Source organism: Ruminiclostridium cellobioparum subsp. termitidis CT1112 (genome assembly GCF_000350485.1).
Classification (GTDB): domain Bacteria; phylum Bacillota; class Clostridia; order Acetivibrionales; family DSM-1351; genus Ruminiclostridium; species Ruminiclostridium termitidis.
In genome coordinates, this window is record NZ_AORV01000017.1 from 88,389 (window position 1) to 110,424 (window position 22,036).

Genomic DNA, 22,036 nt, shown 5'->3' on the forward strand with positions numbered 1-22,036 from the left:
AGCCGTTGTGCCTAAAACTTTGACACAGCGGTGATATTGTTTAAAATTTATACATAACGGTATGTTTGTCAGGTCCTGTATTTCTCCAGTGCCCGCTTTATGTCTCCCTGGATGAGTGTGCTTATATGCTCTACTATCTTTTCAGGGTCGTCCTTCATACCTCTTCTGATCCAGTCAAGCATCAAGCCCACAAAGGCAAATTTGTAAAAATCGGCAATGAATTTTTTATCGTTATCTCTTACAGCCATTCCCGCCGCCTGCTCCTCAACAACTCCTATGAGCAGATTGTACGTAACATCATAGAGATAACGCTCCAATTGATCACGGCTTATGGAATGATATGTGTTTATAACTAAATTTTTATTTTCAAGTGCATATTCAAACACCTGCAAAAAACCCTGCTGCCAGGTATCATAGGTCTTTTTCCCGTTCAGAGCCGCAGCAGCCCCCGTCAGGAACATCCATTCCACCAGGTCGTAAATATCCTGAAAATGATAATAAAAAGTCTGCCTGTTTACTTCACAGTCCTCTACAATATCAATTACTGTGATCTTGTCAAGCGGCTTCTGTGAAAGAAGTTTTTTTAAAGAGGCTGCCAGAGCCTTTTTTGTTATTTGTGACATAATTCTCCTTAAATTTCCGAGTAGTACCGTCAGGTTAAGTTTATTATATCATTTTAGTTTCAGGCAGACATACTCCTTTTATGTCGCAAGAAATTTACTGTTTGAAATTTTCTGGTGTACACATTCAAACTCAGTATTACAAGTGTATCAACGCCGTTCCAATAAATTCCTATCCTCTAAAACAAAAACACAGCTGTGTACCGGGACAGATCGGTCTCCCAGTGCATATGCTGCGTTTTTTGAATTCCAGCACGCTTTTAGTTGCGCGCTAATTTCCTATAAATATGACATAAAAAATATATAATGCTATCTTTATTAAAGCTCAGCCCTGATGATTCTTCCCATTTCCCTGGTTCCCACCACATTAGTTCCGGCTGAGGCAATATCCCCCGTTCTAAAGCCTTTATCCAGCACCCGTACAACCGCACTTTCAATAGCGTCGGCTTCAGCAGGCAGGTCCAGAGAATATCTGAACATCATAGCCAGGGAAAGTATGGTAGCAATAGGATTTGCCTTATCCTGTCCCGCAATGTCGGGTGCAGAACCGTGTATCGGTTCATATAGGCCAAGCCTGGTGGCACCCAGACTTGCCGAAGGCAGCATGCCTATTGACCCTGTGATCATTGAGGCTTCATCCGATAAAATATCACCGAATATATTACTGGTGAGTATCACATCAAACTGTGCGGGATTTCTGACCAGCTGCATTGCAGCATTGTCAACATACATATGGCTTAAGGCCACTTCCGGATAGTCCTTTGCAACTTCTTCCACCACCTGCCTCCACAGTCTTGAGCTTTCAAGCACATTGGCCTTGTCCACAGACATCAGCTTCCTGCCCCGCTTCATGGCTGTTTCAAAACCCACTTTTGCAATCCTCACTATTTCAGCCCTGCTATACATTTCAGTGTCATAAGCGGCCTCTCCGCCTTCAGTATCAAGTCTGCCTCTCTTACCGAAGTAGATTCCGCCCGTGAGTTCCCGTATAACCATTATATCAATGCCGTTGCTTATTATTTCCGACTTGAGCGGGGATGCCTCTTTAAGAGCACCGTATATAATTGCAGGTCTGAGATTTGCATAAAGTCCCAGTGCTGCCCTGATTCCCAGAAGCCCTGCTTCAGGCCTCAAATGCCCCGGAAGCGTGTCCCACTTGGGTCCGCCTACCGCACCCAGCAAAACTGCATCGCCGCCTTTGCAGGCGTCTATTGTGGACTGTGGCAGCGGTACTCCATGCTTATCTATTGCAACTCCGCCCATATCGGCTTCAGTCAGCTGAAAGCTGTGTCCAAATTTGCCGCCTATCAGCTTAAGTACTTCCAAAGCCTCCCCTATAATATCAGGACCTATTCCGTCTCCCGGAAGCACAGTAATTTTAAAATTCATGATCTCATCTCCTCTTTACTTAAGCTGCTGCCGAAACTATTTCGCCAATGACTTCTTAATATATTCAACCAGGCCGTTTGCAGCAATCAATTCCTGCATGAACTCAGGGAAAGGCTGTCCTTGATAGGTCTTCCCTGTTGTAAGATTTTTGATTACACCTTTATCAAAATCTATCTCTACCTCATCCCCGTCTTTGATGTTCTGGGCCGCCTCAGGGCACTCCAGGATAGGAAGCCCGATATTTATGGCGTTTCTGTAAAATATTCTGGCGAAGGTTTCGGCTATGACACAGGATATTCCCGATGCCTTGATGGCAATAGGAGCATGTTCCCTTGAAGAACCGCAGCCAAAATTTTTGCCGGCAACCATTACATCTCCTTTTTGCACTCTTGCGGTGAATTTTTCATCAAGATCCTCCATGCAGTGGCTTGCAAGTTCGGCAGGATCTGTTGTATTCAAATACCTTGCAGGTATGATTACATCAGTATCAACATTGTTTCCATATTTGATGACTTTACCTTTAGCGTTCATAATTTCACTCCATTTCCGGCGTACCGCCCGCAGCATATAATAATTTTCAATAGAATTTGTCGTAATATTTTAAATTGCCGTTAAATCTCATCGGGACCGGCAATTTTGCCTGCTACCGCCGATGCCGCTGCAATTGCCGGTCCGGCAAGATATACTTCGCTTTCCGGGTGGCCCATACGGCCTACAAAGTTTCTGTTTGTGGTGGCTACTGCTCTTTCACCCTTTGCAAGGATTCCCATATGTCCTCCCAGGCAAGGTCCGCAGGTAGGTGTGCTCACTGCTGCTCCGGCTTCGATAAATATGTCGAACAAGCCTTCATTCATGGCCTGTTTCCAAATCTTCTGAGTTGCAGGAATAATAATGCAGCGCACATCCTCATGTACTTTCCTGCCCTTTAAGACTGCCGCTGCAACCCTCATATCCTCTATACGGCCGTTTGTGCAGGAACCGATCACAACCTGGTCTATCCTGACGTCACCTACATTATCGATGGTACGTGCATTTTCAGGCAGATGCGGGAAGGCAACAGTGGGTTTGATCGCTGCCAGGTCAATTTCGTATACCTCTGAATAAACTGCATCCTCATCTGCTTTAAATACTTCATATGATCTCAAGGAATGTTCCCTGACATATTCCACAGTCTTTTCATCCACTTCGAATATACCATTCTTACCGCCGGCTTCTATAGCCATGTTTGCCATTGAAAACCTGTCGTCCATGGACAGTGCACTGACTCCGTCACCTGTGAATTCCATGGATTTGTACAGTGCTCCATCCACACCAATCATGCCGATAATGTGCAGAATTACATCCTTACCTCCAACCCACTTCTGAGGTTTTCCACTGAGTACAAATTTTATTGCTTCAGGCACCTTGAACCAGGCTTCACCGGTGGCCATACCCGCTGCCATATCCGTGCTTCCGATACCTGTGGAGAAGGCCCCCAGTGCACCGTAGGTACAGGTATGCGAATCGGCCCCTATCACCACGTCTCCCGGAACTACCAGGCCCTTCTCGGGAAGGAGTGCGTGTTCAACTCCCATCTGGCCAACTTCAAAGAAGTTCACTATGCCCATTTTTTTTGAAAACTCTCTGCAAACCTTAACCTGCTCGGCTGATTTGATATCCTTGTTAGGAGTAAAGTGATCAGGAACTATAGCGATTTTATTCCCGTCAAATACCCTGTCCAGGCCAACCTTTTCAAATTCCTTTATAGCAACAGGTGATGTTATATCATTTCCCAATACCATATCCAGTTTAGCCTTTATCAGCTGTCCTGCCGCTACCGAATCCAAGCCGGCATGAGCTGCAAGGATTTTTTGTGTCATTGTCATACCCATATTAACGAACCTCCCCATATCCATAATTGACTTTGGTAAATTATATTGACTTTGTAAAATATAAATTAGTAATTACTAATTAGCTTTATTAATCTTAATTTTTATATCGGATACCTTTCTATGCTTACAAACGGCTAAAAGACAAGAACACTTTTTAACCTTGGCTTAAATTCATTATACAATAAGGCTAAAAAGTGTTCTTCATGATATTTACCGTTATCTTTTCTAATTATGAATGTTTTTTGACGAATTACGGTACTGCATGGGTGTCATATTTATCTGTTTTTTAAACATGTCATTAAACCGCTGCTGGTTGGAAAAGCCCACGCTGTGAGCAATTTCGCCGACCTTCATATCGGTCTCCTCCAAAAGCTCGCAGGCACGTTTTATTCTGATATTCAAAAGATACTGCATTGGGCTCAAACCGGTAACCTCCTTAAATGCCCTCGTAAAATAGCTGGGGCTGAGGAAGACATATTTTGCTATATCGGTTATTGAAATCTCTCTTTCAAAATTATTGTGTACAAACTGAATTGCCGAATGCATAAGTTCCTTTATTTTCGGGCTTTTATTCTTTATGCTGTTTTCCCATTCGGCCTTCAGTGCCCTGGATATGAGAACAAACAGTTCCATCAGCATAAGATAGTCCAGCAATTCACTTCCCAGCTGGTCACTTGCTTTTTCCTTAAGTATTCTGTTCAGAAGTATTATTATGTCATTTTTCTGACTCACCTTAAGTTTTATAAAAGCACCGGACTCCCTTCCGCTGACAAAGTTTATAAAATCTTCGAGTGAAGCCTCCGACATAGCCAGATTTGACTGGTTCATAAACTTAAAATACAGGACTATGAAGTCACATCCTCCGTCCGAGGTAACCTCCAGCTTGTGGTGCTGATGCGGCTTTATGATAACTATATCGTTTGATCCTACAGTTACCGCCTGGTCTCCTATTTCAAACAGACCTCCACCCGATTTAATGTATACCATTTCAAAGGTTTCGTGGATACTAAGCCCTTTCGACCATTCGGCATTCCGATACCGCTCTATGGCCTTTATGCTGGTTACAGGTATAAAACTTGCCGCTCCCAGAACGCCTTCCCATGCTTTTGGAATTGACGTAGATTTCATATTACCCCGCCCCCCTTTGGACTTTTGCTTCACTTTAAACTTTTACTACGCTTTGTACTGTTTTCACTTTGTACTATTTTTCTGCCTGCCTCTTTACTGCTTCTTTTCCCTCTCTTGAGCCTTCTGCGGCTTACGCTCCCATGGTTTGAGATTTTTGGGAGGCTTTCCTACGAACTTTATCCCGGCCTGCTTTCTATCTTTGCCCGGGCCGCCACCCCTTTTGTCGTCCCGCCCGAATTTTTTACCAGGCTTATCATTGCCAAATTTCTTATGGTCAGCCGGCTTACTGTCCTTGCCGAACCTTTTTTCCCCTCTGTCATCGCCGCTATATCCAGATGCCGGTTTACTGCTGTCTTTCTTGAACCTGGCAGTCCCTCTGTCATCGCGGCTGTGTCCGGCTGCCGGTTTATTGCCGTCTTTTTTGAACCTGGCAGTTGACTTTTCATCACGGTTAAACTTTGATCCCGTCTTGTCTCCTTCATGCCTGGACCCTGAGTCCGTTCTCTCATCCCTGTTAAATTTATTATCGGACTTACCACCGACCTTAAACTTCGTACCCCCGAAAGGTGTCTTTTTACCACTTTTGTCTGACCGGCTTCCATCTCTGCCGCCCTTTTTATGATCAGCTCCAGCCTTGTCTTTGCCAGGTTGCCTGTACTTTCTTTCAGGCCGGTCCTTATCAAATTTCTTTACAGGCCTGTCGCCCTGTCCATGCCCGGAGGCAGTTTTCTCACCGGCGTCGCCGACCTCGGTTTCACTCTTGCTACCGTTATGCTTGCTTAACCTCTGACCATATTCACTGGTGGTATCGAATTTCTTCCTTTCCTTCCTGTATTCCACTATTGTCCCGTTGTACATTGATTTGGGAATTATGGAAATTCTCAATTCATTTTCATATTGCTTTATAAAGGGTATCTCGTTTTCAGTAACAATGGAAATTGCCACACCTTCATTGCCGTTCCTGCCTGTTCTGCCGGCCCTGTGCAAATACTCCATGGATCTCTCGGGAATGTTTACATTAAAAATATGTGTAACACCTTCTATATCCAGTCCCCTGGCAGCAATATCCGAAGCTATCAGCAACTGCAGCCTGCCCGATTTGAAATCATCCATTGTCTTTTTTCTGTCGCTTTTTACATTGGAACCATGAAGGCCGTCGGCCCGTAATTTATGGTATCTCAGCTTTTCAGCAGCCTCAGCTATATCTTCGGCATTGCCAAAGAAGGCAATAGCCTTTGGCGGATTGATTATTCTGACCAGCTTGCGGAGCACATCGATTTTATCTCTCTGCTCTGCCACAAAATATATATGGTCAATTGTGTCCGGAACTTCAATGACATTCTTGCTCTTAATAACCCCGGGGGCCTTCATCAACAGCTTTGCTCTTTCAATTGTACGCACCGACATGGAGGCGGAGCACATCATTATCTGCCTTTCCTTAAGTGTTGTCTTGACAACGGCCTTTATGCCCTCTATATTGCTATCATCCAGGAGCCGGTCTGCTTCGTCGATGATTATGGTTTTTATTGTATGCGCCGAAATCTTCTTTTTTTGAATCAGTTCAAGTATTCTTCCGGCAGTACCCACAATAATATGCGGCTTGGTTCTGAGCTTGTCAACCTGCCTTGTTATATTTACATCACCGATTACCGGTGTTGAAGATACCTTCAGCTCAGAATTAAGGGATAACATTTCTATTACCCTTATAACCTGTATGGCAAGTTCGTGAGTCGGTACGAGAATGAGCGCCTGCATTTCTTTTTTTTCAGTATCTATCTTTTCAAAAAGCGGCAGAAGATAAGCAAGAGTTTTACCTGTTCCGGTCTCAGACTGAAAAATCAGGTCATTGCTTTTCTGCGCCTCGGGTATTACCTTTTGCTGTATTTCGGTAGGCACTGTGATATCTACCAGTTTAAGTGCCTCGACAAGTGACCTGTTCAGGTGCATGCCTTCAAATGTTTGTTCCATTTGTTCTCCTTTATAAAGTTCATATATTTAATTAAAAATTTTATTAATTAATCTTTATTTTTGCTCTTTTCAATCTTTTCGGCCAGCTCGTATAAATACGTCCAGCGCTCCATGAGATACTCAAGCTCCTCCTCCAGCCTCTGCTGTTTTTCCAGAAGTTCCTGGAGCAGTGTATAATCACTTGAGGCCTGATCTATCCCAATTTTATTTTTCTCGATTTCACTTTCCTTATCAGCTACTTTATTATCAATTTCCTCAAATTCCTTCTGTTCCTTGAAGGTAAATTTCAGAGGCCGTTCCTTTGACTGATTATTTTTTTCTACGGACTGGCTTGCTTGTTTTTTATTTTCCGGCTTGCCCGAATTCCGACCGGCCTGTTCCTTAAGTGCTGCTTCCTCGTAATATGCTTCTCTGTACGCAGTATAGTTTCCTGCATATTTATTAATAAATCCATCTCCCTCAAAGGAAAAAATACGCTCGGCAATCCGGTCAAGAAAATATCTGTCATGGGATACGGTAATCACCGCCCCCGGGAACTCGTCCAGATAGCTTTCCAGTATGGTCAGAGTCTGGATATCCAGATCATTGGTAGGCTCATCCAATAACAGTATGTTTGGTGCACTCATTAGAATGCTGAGCAGATACAGCCTCCTCTTTTCTCCGCCCGACAGTTTTGCTATGGGTGTCCACTGAACACCCAGCGGGAACAGGAAGCGTTCCAGCATCTGTGAAGCACTGAGGCTGCCTTTTTTAGTTTCGATATGCTCTGCAACCTGCCTGATATATTCTATAACACGCAGGTTCTGATCCATACCTGTATTTTCCTGTGTAAAGAAGCCAATCTTAACAGTTTCACCAATTTCCACATTTCCTTTGTCAGGCTTGATTTCCCCGGTTATAATCCGGAGAAGTGTTGATTTTCCAATACCATTGGGGCCTACAATTCCTATCCTGTCATCCCGGAGCAGGATATAGCTGAAATCCTTTATGAGTACTTTATCCCCAAATGATTTATCTATATTTTCCAGCTCAATTATTTTTCTTCCCAGCCTTGAGGAACCAACCTGTATCTCAACATTATCCTCCTGCTTTGGAGCCTCGGTTTCCTGGAGCTTCTCAAATCTCTCTATTCTGGCTTTTTGCTTTGTGGATCTGGCCTGCGCACCTCTTCTGATCCATTCCAGCTCACTTCGCAGAAGACTCTGGCGTTTCCTCTCCGAGGCCTGTTCCATTTCCTCCCGTTCGGCTTTCATTTCAAGAAACTTGCTGTAATTTGCCTGATAACTATAGAGTTTCCCATTATCAAGCTCTATAATTCTATTTGCCACCCTTTCAAGAAAATATCTGTCATGGGTCACCATCAACAGTGCGCCTTTTCTCGTATTTAAATATTTTTCAAGCCAGTCAACAGAGTCATTGTCTATATGATTTGTAGGTTCATCCATTATCAGCAGTTCCGTTGGATTTATCAGGGCTCCCGCCATGGCAATACGTTTTCTCTGTCCGCCCGAAAGTTCTGCCACATCAGTATCATAATTGCTTATACCAAGCCTGGTGAGAATTGTTTTGGCCTCACTTTCCATGGTCCAGGCACTCATGTTATCCATTTTCTGCATCATCTCCAGCAGCCTTTTTTCCAGCTGCTTATCCTCAGGAGCTGCCTGGCATCTCTTAATTACATACTCATATTCCCTCAGCAGTTCCATTACAGGAGAGTGTCCGGTAAATACCTGTTGAAGGACAGTTGTACCTGTCTCAAAGTTTGGAGTCTGCTCAAGATAACCCACCCGCACATTGTTTGCTTTGATTACCCTGCCTGTATCAGGCTGCTCCAAGCCGGCCAGCACTTTCAGCAGCGTACTTTTACCGGTTCCGTTTATGCCTATGAGACCGATTTTGTCTTCTTCTCCTATTCCCAACCATATATCATTAAAAAGGATTTTTTCACTGTAGCTTTTGGATATGCCCTCTGCGGATAAAATGTTCAATTACAGATCTCCTTCATTCCTTAAGAAATATTTTCTAAAATATTATTATACCATTTATGCAGGAAAATTTGCTACGTCCAGTTTTACCGTTTATGGCGCTCCGCATATCCGCATCTTCTGCATAAATCTTCAACCGCCGTGCGGGCGGTAAAACCGTCATACATCCTGCACGCCCTCGGGGAGGCAAGTATATCCTTGAGAGGCTGCTCGAATATATTGCCTAAGGGTATATTGCCCTCACTGTCCAGGCAGCAGGGAACCACAGTGCCGTCGGCCAGAATGCCGAACTGATCCCTCAGGCCATAGCAAAACACAGCCTCAGTTGGATCAGCACGTTCCAAATCAGGCCACTCAAACTTCTGCGCCAAATGCAAAAATACCCTGTCGGCCAGTTTTATGTTTTGGCGCAGCACTGACCCCTCATACATGGCAGATTCCAGGTCGGCTTGAGAGTTTACCCCTCCGGAAGTAAAAGCCAGGTTCAGTGCCTCTAATATGTCTCCGTTCAAGCTGTTTTCAGCCGTTGTACCTGCTCCTTCCGCATTCCAGAGCCGGAATTCACAAATTATTCCCCGGGCACTTGCTTCCTTTACAAAATTTACAGTGTCTCCAAGGTATTCCTCTAAAGCAATCCTTTCACGGTTTGCCTCGAAACTGTGCAGGGATATGCTGACCTTTCTTAGACCAGGAGTATCTAGAAGGATTGACCTATTCTTTTTTAAGAGGGTTCCGTTTGTTGTCAAATTTACTTTGATATCATTAGCAGCACAAATTGAAATAAAGCTTTCAATCCCCGGATTCAGCAGTGGCTCTCCCATTAAATGAAAGTAGACATAATCCGTGCAGGGTTTTATTTCTTTGATAACATGCAGAAATTCTTCTTTTGACATGTATTTGGATTGTCTTTTTGAACCGGGGCAGAAAGAACATTCCAGGTTGCAGATATTGGTTATTTCTATATAAACCTTTTTATATTTTTTCATTGCTCACTCCGTATGTTGTTTTAAAAACTTCTCCAGTAGTATGTAACATTTAAAACGTGTATTGTCCGGACTTTAACCGCCGGCAATATATGAATTTAGATGTTACAGACTACTAGTTTATATTAATTTACATTTTTCAAAAATTGAATCATAAAATTGCAATATATTATTAATCCCGATAAGTTAAAGCCTTATCGGGATATGTTATTTAATTTATTTGGCAGCTCTGGTCAATAATTCAAATGTGTCATCAGCCATTTTTCATCATGCTCCTTTCAAATATTATATCATGATTTCTCAAGAAAGCATGATATAATTTCCAAGGTAAACACTTAAATCTTTATTTATTTTTCTTGTTGACATACGAGCCATGTATTTTATATAATTTAATTGTATTCAATTCAATTATATAAAATACATGGATAAATAAAATAAGGATTGGGAGGATGCATTAATGAACATTTACGATTTTAAAGTCCTGGACGCACAGCATAATGAGATACAAATGGATATGTATAAGGGCAAAATCCTTCTGATAGTCAACACTGCTACCGGATGCGGTTTTACACCTCAGTACGAGGGTCTGCAAATGCTATACGATAAATACAAGGATAAAGGCTTTGAAATTCTGGATTTCCCATGTAATCAATTTCTTAACCAGGCACCGGGTTCAGATTCCGAAATAGTCAGCTTCTGCCAGACAAAATTCGGAGTTACCTTTAAAACTTTTTCAAAAATAGATGTGAACGGGAAAAATGCCGAACCCCTGTATAATTATTTAAAGTCCGTAACCCCTGATGAACAGCAAAACAGTAAAAAATCTGCTATCGTAAAGGGTCTTGCTGCCATAGGACAAAATCTGCTGGGAACCAATATTAAATGGAATTTCACAAAGTTCCTGGTAGACCGGAACGGCAAGGTTGTTGCAAGGTATTCACCCATGCACAAACCTGAGGATATTGAATCACAAATTATTGCCTTACTTGAGGGAGGATATCAAAATGTCACATGAGTTTTACCCTGAGGGAGTATGTCCCCTGCAAATAACTTTTGATCTTGAAGGAGACATTGTAAAAAACGTAGTTTTCAAAGGTGGCTGTGACGGAAATCTTAAAGCCATTAGCAGAGTTGTAGAAGGGATGTCGGTAGATAAAATAGAAGAATTTTTCAAAGGAATACAATGCGGACACAAAACAAGTTCCTGTACCGATCAGCTTGCCAGAGCCGTCAGGGCAGCATATGAAGAAGATGTGTAGAATGTAACGCTTTATTGTGAGATTTCATTGTGCTATGGAGGTTATATGAATTACGACTCATTAAAATTGGGAAATCAATTATGCTTTCCGTTATATGCCTGTTCAAAGGAAATTATCCGGAAATACAAACCGTTTCTGGATCCTCTGGGATTGACATATACTCAATATATAGCTCTGATGGCATTATGGGAAGAAGATAATTTAACTGTAAAAGCTCTGGGTGAAAGGCTTTATCTGGATTCCGGAACCCTTACTCCTCTGTTGAAGAAAATGGAAGGTCAAAAATTAATTAAGCGCATAAGAAGTTCGGAGGATGAAAGAAATGTTTATATCAAATTAACTGAAGACGGCAATCTCCTGAAGGATAAAGCCGCAGCTGTCCCTGAGCAAATAGGCAGATGCTTTTCTTTATCAAATGAAGAAGTGCTTTTTTTACACCAAACGCTGCACAAAATTTTAAAACAAATCTAGTGGCCTCTTTCAAGTTTTGCTCCTGCAAAGCTTGAAAGGCTAATTTTTCTTTTCGAAATCAATCCTTTTATTTCTATATCACTTATTACTGCAAACAAATATGTTCCCTTTTCAACCATATTTGTTCTTGGATTTCCGTTGATATAAATGCCTGTCTTGTCACTATCCGGCCACAAACGGGAAAGGGCCGTGTTTATGATATTTTCCAGTTCTGACGGTTCTTTAATTTCTCCCTGTTCAAAGGTGCTGCCATTGGCATGAATGGTGTATTTTAGGCTGCCATTTGTCAATGTTGTGGAACATAATAGCAGGTTATTATTTATACTGATACTTGATAAGCTTACATTCCTATAAAATATTTCATTGAAAGCAGCACTTGCCGTACTCATATTAATTTCAACACCTTCCAGCAGCTTTTTTCCGGAGGTATCTGAAAAGCCCTTAGACATTTCTTCAAGATGCTCTGCCTTAATTTGTTGTGAAGCAGCTGTAACAGCATAATCCATTGCCTTTGAAACTTCATTGCGCTTGTAGGTATAAAGAGAATAGTCGGCAATATTTATAAAAATCATCAGTATTAGTAATATCACTGATAATCCTATAAATAACGTACCCAGTCCGCCGCCTTCCTCATTTATTGGCAGATTACTTATTATACGGCTTATTTTTTTACTCATCGGTTTTCTTTTTTTCAACCCTGCAGATTGCTTTTGCCCTGTAATACAACTTTCCGTTTTCAACCGCAGAATTTCCTTCTATCCTTGAAGTTAAGCTCTCATTTTTTGATTGCACTTTAATGCTGAAGACTTCTCCCCTGTCAAGAATCCCTCCTGTCGTATAGGGAAACAGCCCTGCTACCGACCCGTTTGAGTTTATTGAACCGGATTCAAGTATGACACTTTCTTCCGTGAAGTCACCTAATTTATTCAGATCTGTAATTAATTCTTCTTTGTCTCCTTTGGTCAAAACACCTGTTATCATTACCTTGTGGGCTGCAGTATCTATGGTGTTCTTTATATACCTTTGCTTTGTGTCAAATTCATAGAAGGCCAGGGCCTTAAAAAAGAGCAGTGCAATGACAGGTATAATTATCAGGAAAGCATATATTTTATTCAAAATCTCAAACCTCCGTTTTATACAGAAAAGTTTTTACTTAATATTTTCACTTAGATCCTGTACTGTTTTGTATATTTCTCCGCCGGTATCCGAGATAAGTTCCGTAACCGGAAGCACAGTGCCTATAACCAGCGCGATGCACAATGCAAACATAATTATTGCAATTAATATATTTTTCATTGGCTACCTCGTGATGGCCGTGGATAGTGAGCTGACTTTTGTATCCACGGAATCCATCTGTATCTCAACCTTTTGTCCATTTTCTCTGCCATGCTCGGCAAGTGGCAATATTACAGCTATCAGCAGTGCCATTGCTATAGCGAACATAGCTATTGATAATATAATTTTTTTCATATTTCCTGGCTCCTTTTATTTTTTAAATGATTTTTAATTCCCTGTAATTGATTGCTTAAAGTTTGTTTTATTCAACCGGGTTTTTATATTCGCTACCTGATCACTTCAGTTAGCCTGGATTTGACTATTTCTCCCTGTAAAACTGCTTTTTGGCCTGCAGCTGTCCCGTGTTCGAACAACGGTATTATGACTCCTATAATAAGAGCCAATGCAATGGCCAATAATACAATAGATATAATTATCTGCTTAATCTCCAACCACCTCCTGCTAGATATAATCAAAGGCCTTATAAACTATGTCAAGCATAGGATCCAGCATTAGTCTGGCCAATTCATAAACCAGCGGCACTATACTCAAAAATGCTGCCAGATCAATAAAATCCACAGTTTCATCAGCTGTCATGATAATAGCCTCATCTCTCTCAATAATTTCCCGCTCAAGGATCTGAAGAGCAATTTCCTTGTCTGTCCGACTGTATATCTCTAAAATGTTGGCTATTTTTGTAAGACTTTTTATGTTTCTGTTCTTCAAAAAGTTAAAGGCCTTGACCTTATCGTATTTAAAAAGATGGGAGAATTCCCGGAAGAATTTTGAATATATTTTTGAAGACCTCTCCAGTTGATTGATAATATCAAGGGTTTTAATACCCTCCACTTTTGAAAGAAGTTCAAAAACATATTCAAGTTTGATTATTTCTCTTTTGTATACAGAGCCTTTTATAAGCCATCCTATAATAAAAAATATATCGGGTATAAATGAAGAAGGAATCATTACTATGAGGTGTTTAAGGTGAAAGGTTTCGATTAACTTTACTTTTTGCCAGGTGTCCAGAAACCATTTTGTTTTTTCGTCCAGAAGATGTCTATCCGACGTATTTAATTGTTCTGCCATTACCTCTTCAACCATATTGTATTTCTCTGAATAAATGCTGCCCGACAGCTTTCTGGAATCAATATTCTCCAATATTTGCTTGTAAAGCTGGTATTTAGTATGATCTACCGTTTCTGAACTGCCAAAGAGGATTTGATCAGGACCTGACGTCTCAACTATTATTTTGGCTTGATAGGCTGTGTTGCTGTACAAAATCGCCAGAAATAAACCCGTAAAGAATAGCAAACAAAGGAATTTTAAAAAATAAAACTGCGAAAGGCTTATTCCTGCTTCACTAAGTTCAAGTATTTTAGTCAGATACCTGTTCACCAACATTTTTTTGTTCTTTGATATAAAATTTAGCGGGGCAGATATGATTTTATGTTTTGTAACCCTTTCCAATAAAAATAATAAGGGTGTCTTGCCCTCCTTTTCCCTCTCAATATATACCGAAGGTCTTACTGCTTTATATAAAACCCCGGATGCAATCAGCAGGGCTCCCAGCAAATCGGCAAAAATCATCAGCCCTTTAATCATGTTGTTCTCCTTATATTCTTCTCAGTATTCTTACCATCAATAGTGCACCCAGTGAAAATACGGCAATTTTAGCAAATGAAGCAGTCACATTATAATAAAGCCCTGTATTTGTACCTAATATGGTTTTATTTAGAAGCAATATGACCGGAAGACTCAAAATACTCGCGCCCACTGTAAAAACCTCATACCATATGAGTCTCTTATTTTTCTTTTTCTCAATATTGTTGTACCTGGTAATAGTCCGGTTTAGCTTGTAAAGCTGGCCTATAAGTTCACCTCCGTTCTCACGGTAATTTACCAGCAGCAAAACAAAAATATTGAACCAGGTATCATTAATCCTGTCCCTCACTTCGCAAAGACTGTTGTTCAAATCACTGCAATCGGAAGCCCTTGATATGATCCTGCCCAACGACCGGTCCATGTTCCTGCCGCACTCCAGAAGTGCCGGTTTAATTCTGCAGTGCAGCATGAATGAACTCCTGAACCCATCGATTAAGCCGGGTATTTTCATTCTAAGGCTATACCTCATATAATCAACGATTAACGTAAATACATAATACGGAACCATCATGCACAGAAGAAAAGTTACAAGTTTGGTATACCAGAGATTTAAAACCCCATTCAAGGCCAGGTACATAAGACTCCCAACAATAGGTAAGCCCAGGGTAAAAGCCGCTGCTATACTTCTTTCGGCTAAATCGTCCAATAAAAAGTATGATATGGAATTTGAAAGTTTACGGGATAATATTTTCAAGGGAAACCTGTTTGTGAAAAGTTCAACGAAATAAAGATATTTGACTTTCTTTATGTTTTTGATATTTTTATAATTTAATGGAGCAACTTTGTATACCGATACGTATATTCCGGCTAAAACCAGCAGCAGCCCCGCCAGAAGAAATGAAAGAAAAGGATTGAAATGATGCAGCACACCTATTACTGAATCCAGCATATTATTCCCCTCCGGATATTCTTTCCGGCTCAGGACCGAACAAACCTTTAAGTTCCTCTATATCCGAATTTGACATTTCATACTCCATGCATGACAATATCTGTTCCCTGGACAAGCCCTTCTGATTGACCCAATACTGTCCTTTTTCCCTGTCAAATACAAACAGGTCATTTATTTGAAAGGACATGCCTTCTTCATTTGCAATAACCTCAGAGACCTTATACACGTATCTTTGTCCGGTTTCCCTGTCAAGCTTGATATGTACCACAAGATCGACTGCGTCAGCCACATCGAACTGGGCTTCCCTGTAGTCGGTATAATACCCTGTCTGCATTAAAAGCTGTCTGAGATCATGTATCATTCGTCTTGTACTTGAAGAATGGAAGGTAAAAAGGCTTCCCCTGGCCTGTCTTAACATGGCTTTTATCATTTCAAAAGCTTCATAGGAGTTCCTTACCTCTCCATAGATAACTATATCTCTGTTTAACCTGAAGAAGATTTCTGTAATGTCGGAAGGTTTAAAATCTTTTGTATACTGCAGTTCCACAATGTTTTTCTCGGGATAGTTGGTTGAAATATTCAGCTCATGTATATTCTCTGCCAATCCGATGCTTATATCGGGATCCAGCTGTTTGATAATCAGTTCATCTGCGGCAGTAGTCTTGCCTGAGCCCTGTTCTCCTATGATTGCAACATTTCTTCTGCCTTTTCCCGCCAGCAGCTCAATGATTCTTGCTATCCTGTCCTCTACAAATTTACTCCGGTATTTCATCAACTGGGCTTTTGAGGCAAAAAGTCTCACATTTACGACATAATACTTGGACAGCGGCGGTCTTAAAGCAGTGACTCTGGAACCATTTTTCAATATGGCATTTACCAGCGGATATCCTGAATTTATCTCTTCCTTTGCTGTGGATGTAAGCCTGTTCTCTATGACTTTACGGTAGCTCTCTTCATTCTTAAAAATGAAGTTTGAATTGGGGATATGCCTTTTTATTCCATTGTATTGAAGCCATATGTAATCTCTTCTGGTACAGGCAATTTCATTTAACATGGGATCAAATACAAGCTCGTCCAATATTCCATAACCATATATCTCTTGATAAATAATCTGTGTCAGCTTTAGAAGTTTGGTATCAAATTCGTCAAGCTCACTTATGGAATATTTACTCAGATAGCTGCTTATTTCATTGTCTATGGGTTTTACAGCCTCTTTGGCTCCGGTATAAATATTTTCATAATAGTTTATATGATACTCTTGCAATAGTTGATCAATGTTATCGGAGTTTATAAGCTCGGACTTCTCGATTAAAATAAAGTAAATGCTGTTTTGGATAAATTCCCGCGCCTGTACACTACCATCTATAGCCAGGAGCTTCTGAGTCTGCCTGATCGCTTCAAGATAACCGGCGCCTCCCTCGTGTATCTCGCTTATACCTGCAAAACCATTAATACGGAGTTCTTCCTCAATATAATTCATAAGCTCTGCCAAACATAATCTTTGTAGTATTCTCATTTTAAACTCCATTTCTGTTTTGTATAAAGGGATTTTGCTCCCGCTATGCCAAACCGTCTGAGAAACCGCCCAAATATACCGCGGCCATTGGTCAGCCCGTCACTGGGCGTAATGTTACCGGCTTTACCGTCGCCAGTCACACCGTTTTCTGCTGCAATCCCCAGTTCCTGAAGCATATAGCCTGATATTTTTTCAACGGATTTATTACAGGCGGTTTCTCTCTGTAGATACAGGTGGAGGCTATTACGGTTTTTCATTTCCTGAAGTGTTTCACAGTACTCATGTGTAAAAACTTTATTTATACCAAATCTACGCTTCAAATCAGATACCTTTGGATAAATATTACGGTATTTGGATATCAAATGAACTGTTTCCTTATTTGCAGAAACTTTCTTTTCTGACGGTTTCAATCCGTTTATGCACTCAATATCCTGACAATACAGTTTTAAAATCATATCTGCCTGGTGAAGCACAAGTTTAGACAGGATATTCTCACTTTCCGAAACAGTGTCAACGATTATTAAATCAAATAAATTTTTCAGCATCTCAAACAAATCTGCAAATTTTTCAGCATTTTTAACAGCATAGCTGTTGGTCATTTTATAACTTCCAAGGAAGCAAATATCTCCGTACCTTGGTATAATTCCTTGAATTATTTCTTCCTTCATATTTTCAAAAAATTTATAGTTTATCAGGTCTTCAAGTCCGGTGTCCGATGAATCAATTCCAAACAATCTATACAGCGAACTGTGCCTTAAATTTAAACAGCAGACCAATACCTTTAATTTTTTATTACCGGACATTTGATTTGCAAGCATATATGTAACTACCGATTTGCCTGATTGTTTGGAGTCCGACCAAACTGCAAGTATTTTCCCCATATTAACCTCCATGAGCCACATTCGTGGCCACAAAATGTTATGCAAGTAATTATCCTTTATCGCAATGTGGCGAATAAAGGAGGTTAATTGGCCATGTGCGCTTTCAAAGTATTGGTAAATACTTTGAATATTTCGCACGGCCATAAGTTCACAGGTTTGCCTGGAAGACGAACGCAAGTGAAGTCTTTCAAGCTAACCTCCATGAGCCGCTTAGCGGCCACAAAACTGTAATGAAATCTCTTTACTACTATCATGAATTCTTTTACTGCTGTGACTCATTACAGTACAATTCATATATCAGCTTACCTTCTGTTATTGCAGCGTACACCTTACGGCGTTCATCCTCTCCAAGCACAAGCTCCATGTAAGCGGTCCTTGAATTGATACCTGTTATAGAATCAATTGAGTTCCCATTTTCATCAAGCATGTCGGTAACCATAACTTTTTTCAAAATTGTTTCTATTACCTGACCTGTATCCTTTTTTAACCGGATATCAATGTATGAACCCTTTCGGATTAAATTTGCAAGTCTTTCCTCAACACTGGCAGGAAGAATAATTATCCTCTCATCCTGCTCATACCAATTATTTTTATCAAGCAGGTCATACCCTCTGAAGTAGTCACTTTTTGCTATTCTCCCGACAGTCTTTTTACCGATAACATTCCCAATATCAGTTTCCATTGCTTCACTAAGAGCGGATTTCTGAATCTGCTTTGTTCTTACATGTTTACTCTCAATGACCGTCCCCGGATCAATGTCCGCTGCTGCGATAACAGCGGGCACATACTGCTCGGTATCCAGGGGATATTTCTTAAAAATATAGGCCAAAGTTACTGAGTTCAGTATCAGAAATACCCCGATACATATCAGCGTTGTTTTAATAATAATTCTTTTTCCCATATTAACCTCCATGAGCCGCAATAGCGGCCACAAAACTGCAATGAAATCTCTTTACTCCCTCATCCGCTGTAAGGCGAATAAAGGAGGTTAATTGGCCATGTGCGCTTTCAAAGTATTGGTAAATACTTTGAATATTTCGCACGGCCATAAATTCACAGGTTTGCTTGGAAGACGAACGCAAGTGAAGTCTTTCAAGCTAACCTCCAAAGCCATGTTATGGCTTTGAGCCGCATAGCGGACACAAAATAATAATGAAATTTGTTCACTCCTCTACAGCTATAAGGCGAATAAAGGAGGTTACCTCCAGCTTTTTATTAATTGCTTTAATTTCATATGCGGCCTTGCCCCGGGAGGTTGGATGATTTCTGTGACAATGCAGGAAATAGCTTTTTCCAGCCTGTCCGAAAGCAACCTCCCGAATTTCAAGGGTTCTCCAAAGCCGCTGTACATCCATTCGAGGTATATCCTCTGATCATACGGAACCTCAAATTTTCTTGAAAGAGAAATAAGTTTTTGTAAATGTTCTTCATTACCCTTGCTTTGAAAAATGCTTTGAAGAAGATCGTACGAACTTAATTCTCCTTTATAGAATTTGTTGATTATAAAAGATGCTCCTGAAATGAGGTCTGAAGCCATTACTTCGACATCAAGCCGCGCTCCGAGCCCTGATATGTTATACGGATTCATATCGCATACCAGAAAAATGTGATTTACGAAATGCTCAATAAACTTGAGAATTGAAAGCTCAGCATCAACAAAAATGGAGGAAAATTGAGTCTGAAGCTTTGAGAAGTGTTTATAAAGGATTAAAGGATCAGTATGATCATCAGGATACGTTTTTAACTTGGATTTCAGATTTCCAAGATTGAGATAATACAGGTCTGCCGTAATCTTTACAGGTTCGGCAGAATCAGTGGTGCCCCTCACAGCCAGACTTTTCTCCAGTGTATGGTTCTCACTTAAATCAACAATACATACAGGTTGTGAGCCCTTTGCCATAAACGCTGCCACAGCTGCTGTTATGGTGGATACTCCCGCACCTCCCATGCCGGCAAAGGCAAAGATTCTGGTAAGATAAGTACTTCGCTTATCATATACAATACCAGGCGGCTTATTAATATTATTAAGTTTTAAATCCTGTAATTCTTTCATCAACTGGTCTGCTCTTTGATATCTGAGCTCCGGACTGGACTGAATACATTTATGCAATATCCGGAACAGACCGGGTGACATATATTCTTTATATTCATCATTGTAATAAGATTGGATGGAGTTCAGAGGGTTTATATCTGAGATCAGTTGTATAAGTGTTATTCCAAGTGAATATATATCTGTACCTGGGCTGACATAAGTTCCAAGATACTGTTCGGGAGCAGCATATCCCTTCGTACCGATAAAGATTGTCTCGGCAGGCAGTGTTTTGTCAGCCTCCGCATCGGTATCATCATTTTTTAAAAAGGATGATACCCCAAAGTCTATCAGCTTCACAAAACCATCCTTCGTAAGAATAATATTATGGGGTTTCATATCTCCATATATTATTGGATAGGGCTTCTGCCCATGCAGGTAAGCCAGGACACTGCACAATTGAATCCCTAACTCTATTATTTCATGTTCTTCGAACTTTCCTTTGCGTTCAAGTTCCTGAAGCAAACATACACCTTCAATGTAATCTTCGATTATGTATATTTTAGCTTCATCTTCATAAACATCGCATATTCTGGGCAGAGCCGGGTGGTTCAAACGTTTTAGTATCTCGGGCTCAATGTAGCCGCTAACCGAAGTTTTCCGGTCCTTTGGTATCTCTTTGACAGCCCAGTGATTTCTCAGGTTTTTGTTTTCTGCAAGGTATACCTCACCACACCCACCCTTACCCAAGGATTTTATGTATTTATATTTTTGAAAAAATAAATTGTCCTGCATGATAGCTCCTCATAGAAAATAGCTGAAATGAAATCTTTGAACAAATATTGACTAAGCTTATTAGCAATATTACAGATATGAAAAACAAGAAATTTACTCCGCTCAGTTTAATTAATAATTACACTAAATTTAAAAAATTATAAATCCCCATATTCTAAAAAATTTTGAAATTAATTTTCGAAGACTCTTGATTTGAATTTACAGGAAAATGATTTCATGTAAATGACTGTCAGTAATGTAAATTATAAACCAATTTAATCCATAATGCAACATTTATTTTGTAATTTTTCAAATATTTTTCAAAAAAGGTCTAAATATTATACTCCTTCAAGATTAAAATCAGGAATGTACTGCGTGTCAGAGGATTGCCTTTCCTGGACGTAGCCTTCCTCCAACCCCAGTTTATATAAGTGATCAACAACCTTTCCATATTCTCTTCTGGTAATGGGTCTGTTGATTTCAGGATGTTTTTCGGCAGCATAAAACGGTGTATACTGGCTCATTAAAGATACATACACACTTTTGGGAAGGTTCTCATTGATCCAATCCAGTATGCTAATACTTTCTTTTGCATGCCCGGGAAGAATGAGATGTCTGATAATCAAACCCTTTCGGATTATTCCGTTAGTGTCCAGAATTGGGCTTTCTACCTGCCTGAACATTTCGAGAATAGCTTTTTTACAGACCTCAGGGTAATCCTTAGCTCTGGAATATTTGAAAGAGGAAGCGTCAGTGGAATATTTCATATCCGGAAGATAAACATCAACCAGACCTTCCATTGTTTGCAGTGTCTCAACCGTTTCATAGCCATTGGAATTGTATACTACGGGAACCGTAAGGTCGTTGGCTTCTTTTAATGAAATCAGGGCCTGCTTTATAGGGCCGGTATAATGAGACGGATTTACCAAATTGATATTATGCGCACCTATATTTATGAGCTCTTTAATTATTTCCTGAAGTCTCTCGACAGTTATCACTTTTCCAAAGTTGTCCTGGCTTATCCGGTAATTCTGACAGTATACACATTTGAGGTTGCAGCCTGAGAAAAAAATAGTTCCTGAGCCTCTTGTTCCGCTGATACAAGGCTCTTCCCACATATGCAAAAATGACCTTGCCACTTTTGGCTGTTCAGGCACTCCGCAATAGCCGGCAGAGGTTTTTCTTTCCATATTGCAATTTCTCGGGCATTGACTGCAAAATTGATTCATATGATCTTCTCCATTAAGCATATATTGCCAGATTTATTCATATTGGCGCAACACATGGTCTTTAGACATTATCAATAATTTTACGTAAAATATACTGTATTTACATT

Annotated in this window: 22 protein-coding genes and 1 pseudogene; 3 read left to right on the forward strand and 20 right to left on the reverse strand. The window is 40.5% G+C overall.

Annotated features, from left to right (window positions below; all coding sequences use genetic code 11):
• Positions 1–68 precede the first annotated feature (68 nt).
• The 8 genes and pseudogenes from CTER_RS03525 to CTER_RS03560 all read right to left on the reverse strand — a co-directional run bounded on the left by CTER_RS03525 (position 69) and on the right by CTER_RS03560 (position 9,947).
• On the reverse strand, positions 69–623 hold the full coding sequence (locus CTER_RS03525; protein ID WP_004623771.1) for a TetR/AcrR family transcriptional regulator: 555 nt from the start codon (positions 621–623) through the stop codon (positions 69–71).
• 315 nt (positions 624–938) lie between these two features.
• The gene (leuB, locus tag CTER_RS03530) at positions 939–2,009 is read right to left on the reverse strand and encodes a 3-isopropylmalate dehydrogenase (protein WP_004623718.1); all 1,071 of its coding nucleotides are present in this window, start codon (positions 2,007–2,009) and stop codon (positions 939–941) included.
• A gap of 36 nt (positions 2,010–2,045) precedes the next feature.
• A complete protein-coding gene (gene leuD / locus CTER_RS03535; RefSeq protein WP_004623693.1) occupies positions 2,046–2,540 on the reverse strand; it encodes a 3-isopropylmalate dehydratase small subunit in 495 nt (164 codons plus the stop codon).
• 80 nt (positions 2,541–2,620) lie between these two features.
• Complete coding sequence (leuC, locus tag CTER_RS03540; protein ID WP_004623697.1) at positions 2,621–3,880, reverse strand: 3-isopropylmalate dehydratase large subunit; 1,260 nt, start codon at positions 3,878–3,880, stop codon at positions 2,621–2,623.
• 225 nt (positions 3,881–4,105) lie between these two features.
• Positions 4,106–5,008, reverse strand: a complete 903-nt coding sequence (locus CTER_RS03545; protein WP_004623762.1) for an AraC family transcriptional regulator — start codon at positions 5,006–5,008, stop codon at positions 4,106–4,108.
• Between the two features lie 813 nt (positions 5,009–5,821).
• Positions 5,822–6,976 (reverse strand): annotated as a pseudogene (locus CTER_RS29230) (DEAD/DEAH box helicase); the annotation flags it as partial.
• A gap of 47 nt (positions 6,977–7,023) precedes the next feature.
• Positions 7,024–8,964, reverse strand: a complete 1,941-nt coding sequence (locus tag CTER_RS03555) for an ABC-F family ATP-binding cassette domain-containing protein (RefSeq protein WP_004623698.1) — start codon at positions 8,962–8,964, stop codon at positions 7,024–7,026.
• Positions 8,965–9,047: 83 nt separating this feature from the next.
• Positions 9,048–9,947 (reverse strand): radical SAM/SPASM domain-containing protein, encoded by a 900-nt coding sequence (locus CTER_RS03560; protein WP_004623702.1) that lies wholly within the window; start codon positions 9,945–9,947, stop codon positions 9,048–9,050.
• Between the two features lie 454 nt (positions 9,948–10,401).
• Here CTER_RS03560 and CTER_RS03565 point away from each other — a divergent pair, with 454 nt between their 5' ends.
• From CTER_RS03565 to CTER_RS03575, 3 genes are read left to right on the forward strand one after another with little or no spacing between them, the layout of a single operon-like run.
• On the forward strand, positions 10,402–10,959 hold the full coding sequence (locus tag CTER_RS03565) for a glutathione peroxidase (RefSeq protein WP_004623700.1): 558 nt from the start codon (positions 10,402–10,404) through the stop codon (positions 10,957–10,959).
• Positions 10,949–11,203, forward strand: coding sequence for a TIGR03905 family TSCPD domain-containing protein (locus CTER_RS03570; RefSeq protein WP_004623688.1), 255 nt, complete (start codon positions 10,949–10,951; stop codon positions 11,201–11,203). The genes CTER_RS03565 and CTER_RS03570 overlap by 11 nt, the downstream gene beginning before the upstream one ends.
• A 45-nt stretch (positions 11,204–11,248) precedes the next feature.
• On the forward strand, positions 11,249–11,674 hold the full coding sequence (locus CTER_RS03575) for a MarR family winged helix-turn-helix transcriptional regulator (RefSeq protein ID WP_004623757.1): 426 nt from the start codon (positions 11,249–11,251) through the stop codon (positions 11,672–11,674).
• Here the strand turns inward: CTER_RS03575 and CTER_RS03580 are convergent.
• The 12 genes from CTER_RS03580 to CTER_RS03620 all read right to left on the reverse strand — a co-directional run bounded on the left by CTER_RS03580 (position 11,671) and on the right by CTER_RS03620 (position 21,929).
• On the reverse strand, positions 11,671–12,351 hold the full coding sequence (locus CTER_RS03580) for a hypothetical protein (RefSeq protein WP_004623699.1): 681 nt from the start codon (positions 12,349–12,351) through the stop codon (positions 11,671–11,673). The genes CTER_RS03575 and CTER_RS03580 overlap by 4 nt on opposite strands.
• Positions 12,344–12,790, reverse strand: a complete 447-nt coding sequence (locus CTER_RS03585; protein WP_004623689.1) for a hypothetical protein — start codon at positions 12,788–12,790, stop codon at positions 12,344–12,346. The genes CTER_RS03580 and CTER_RS03585 overlap by 8 nt, the downstream gene beginning before the upstream one ends.
• Before the next feature lie 33 nt (positions 12,791–12,823).
• The gene (locus tag CTER_RS28185) at positions 12,824–12,970 is read right to left on the reverse strand and encodes a hypothetical protein (RefSeq protein WP_004623726.1); all 147 of its coding nucleotides are present in this window, start codon (positions 12,968–12,970) and stop codon (positions 12,824–12,826) included.
• A 3-nt stretch (positions 12,971–12,973) separates the two neighbouring features.
• A complete protein-coding gene (locus tag CTER_RS28190; protein WP_004623715.1) occupies positions 12,974–13,144 on the reverse strand; it encodes a hypothetical protein in 171 nt (56 codons plus the stop codon).
• Positions 13,145–13,236: 92 nt separating this feature from the next.
• Positions 13,237–13,401 (reverse strand): hypothetical protein, encoded by a 165-nt coding sequence (locus CTER_RS28195; RefSeq protein WP_165585945.1) that lies wholly within the window; start codon positions 13,399–13,401, stop codon positions 13,237–13,239.
• Between the two features lie 10 nt (positions 13,402–13,411).
• A complete protein-coding gene (locus CTER_RS03590; protein WP_004623705.1) occupies positions 13,412–14,551 on the reverse strand; it encodes a hypothetical protein in 1,140 nt (379 codons plus the stop codon).
• A 10-nt stretch (positions 14,552–14,561) separates the two neighbouring features.
• Positions 14,562–15,500, reverse strand: coding sequence for a hypothetical protein (locus CTER_RS03595; RefSeq protein ID WP_004623738.1), 939 nt, complete (start codon positions 15,498–15,500; stop codon positions 14,562–14,564).
• A 1-nt stretch (position 15,501) separates the two neighbouring features.
• Positions 15,502–17,016, reverse strand: a complete 1,515-nt coding sequence (locus CTER_RS03600; protein WP_004623708.1) for an ATPase, T2SS/T4P/T4SS family — start codon at positions 17,014–17,016, stop codon at positions 15,502–15,504.
• Positions 17,013–17,897, reverse strand: coding sequence for a P-loop NTPase family protein (locus CTER_RS03605; RefSeq protein ID WP_004623736.1), 885 nt, complete (start codon positions 17,895–17,897; stop codon positions 17,013–17,015). The genes CTER_RS03600 and CTER_RS03605 overlap by 4 nt, the downstream gene beginning before the upstream one ends.
• Before the next feature lie 262 nt (positions 17,898–18,159).
• Positions 18,160–18,798, reverse strand: coding sequence for an SAF domain-containing protein (locus CTER_RS03610; RefSeq protein ID WP_004623691.1), 639 nt, complete (start codon positions 18,796–18,798; stop codon positions 18,160–18,162).
• Positions 18,799–19,095: 297 nt separating this feature from the next.
• Positions 19,096–20,721, reverse strand: a complete 1,626-nt coding sequence (locus CTER_RS26760) for a serine/threonine-protein kinase (protein WP_004623719.1) — start codon at positions 20,719–20,721, stop codon at positions 19,096–19,098.
• 317 nt (positions 20,722–21,038) lie between these two features.
• The gene (locus CTER_RS03620) at positions 21,039–21,929 is read right to left on the reverse strand and encodes a radical SAM protein (protein ID WP_004623744.1); all 891 of its coding nucleotides are present in this window, start codon (positions 21,927–21,929) and stop codon (positions 21,039–21,041) included.
• Positions 21,930–22,036 lie beyond the last annotated feature (107 nt).

Coding starts and splice junctions, on each gene's coding strand:
- CTER_RS03525 (WP_004623771.1), bottom strand. CDS start 623: ATGTCACAAATAACAAAAAAGGCTCTGGCAGCCTCTTTAAAAAAACTT.
- leuB (WP_004623718.1), bottom strand. CDS start 2,009: ATGAATTTTAAAATTACTGTGCTTCCGGGAGACGGAATAGGTCCTGAT.
- leuD (WP_004623693.1), bottom strand. CDS start 2,540: ATGAACGCTAAAGGTAAAGTCATCAAATATGGAAACAATGTTGATACT.
- leuC (WP_004623697.1), bottom strand. CDS start 3,880: ATGGGTATGACAATGACACAAAAAATCCTTGCAGCTCATGCCGGCTTG.
- CTER_RS03545 (WP_004623762.1), bottom strand. CDS start 5,008: ATGAAATCTACGTCAATTCCAAAAGCATGGGAAGGCGTTCTGGGAGCG.
- CTER_RS03560 (WP_004623702.1), bottom strand. CDS start 9,947: ATGAAAAAATATAAAAAGGTTTATATAGAAATAACCAATATCTGCAAC.
- CTER_RS03565 (WP_004623700.1), top strand. CDS start 10,402: ATGAACATTTACGATTTTAAAGTCCTGGACGCACAGCATAATGAGATA.
- CTER_RS03570 (WP_004623688.1), top strand. CDS start 10,949: ATGTCACATGAGTTTTACCCTGAGGGAGTATGTCCCCTGCAAATAACT.
- CTER_RS03575 (WP_004623757.1), top strand. CDS start 11,249: ATGAATTACGACTCATTAAAATTGGGAAATCAATTATGCTTTCCGTTA.
- CTER_RS03580 (WP_004623699.1), bottom strand. CDS start 12,351: ATGAGTAAAAAAATAAGCCGTATAATAAGTAATCTGCCAATAAATGAG.
- CTER_RS28185 (WP_004623726.1), bottom strand. CDS start 12,970: ATGAAAAATATATTAATTGCAATAATTATGTTTGCATTGTGCATCGCG.
- CTER_RS28190 (WP_004623715.1), bottom strand. CDS start 13,144: ATGAAAAAAATTATATTATCAATAGCTATGTTCGCTATAGCAATGGCA.
- CTER_RS03590 (WP_004623705.1), bottom strand. CDS start 14,551: ATGATTAAAGGGCTGATGATTTTTGCCGATTTGCTGGGAGCCCTGCTG.
- CTER_RS03595 (WP_004623738.1), bottom strand. CDS start 15,500: ATGCTGGATTCAGTAATAGGTGTGCTGCATCATTTCAATCCTTTTCTT.
- CTER_RS03600 (WP_004623708.1), bottom strand. CDS start 17,016: ATGAGAATACTACAAAGATTATGTTTGGCAGAGCTTATGAATTATATT.
- CTER_RS03605 (WP_004623736.1), bottom strand. CDS start 17,897: ATGGGGAAAATACTTGCAGTTTGGTCGGACTCCAAACAATCAGGCAAA.
- CTER_RS03610 (WP_004623691.1), bottom strand. CDS start 18,798: ATGGGAAAAAGAATTATTATTAAAACAACGCTGATATGTATCGGGGTA.
- CTER_RS26760 (WP_004623719.1), bottom strand. CDS start 20,721: ATGCAGGACAATTTATTTTTTCAAAAATATAAATACATAAAATCCTTG.
- CTER_RS03620 (WP_004623744.1), bottom strand. CDS start 21,929: ATGAATCAATTTTGCAGTCAATGCCCGAGAAATTGCAATATGGAAAGA.